Annotated in this window: 1 protein-coding gene; it reads left to right on the top strand. The window is 49.0% G+C overall.

Annotation, left to right across the window (positions count from 1 at the left end; translation table 11 throughout):
• The coding region (locus AAEY75_RS16330; RefSeq protein ID WP_352260202.1) for a hypothetical protein at positions 1 to 251 on the top strand (251 nt) is incomplete at both ends.

The following is a 251-nucleotide window of genomic DNA, read 5'->3' as shown; positions in this document are numbered from 1 at the left end:
GTGCATTGGGTCTAGAGCATGTGGCTATTGTACGTATTGAGCAGCTTTATCCGTTGCCAGAAGAGCGTTTGATTGCTGAGATTGAAAAATATAGCAATCTACAAGAGATCGTTTGGACGCAAGAAGAGCCGTTGAACCAAGGCGCTTGGTATTATTTGGCACCGCATATGTTTCGTATTGTCGTACCGCATCCAACCAAGGCAAAAGTCATGGAGCCGGTAGCACGCCCTCCTAGTGCCGCACCTGCGACG

Origin of the sequence: Psychrobacter sp. TB55-MNA-CIBAN-0194, from assembly GCF_040309505.1 — a bacterium.
Lineage (GTDB): Bacteria > Pseudomonadota > Gammaproteobacteria > Pseudomonadales > Moraxellaceae > Psychrobacter > Psychrobacter fozii.
This window is presented reverse-complemented; position numbering and strand designations above follow the sequence as displayed.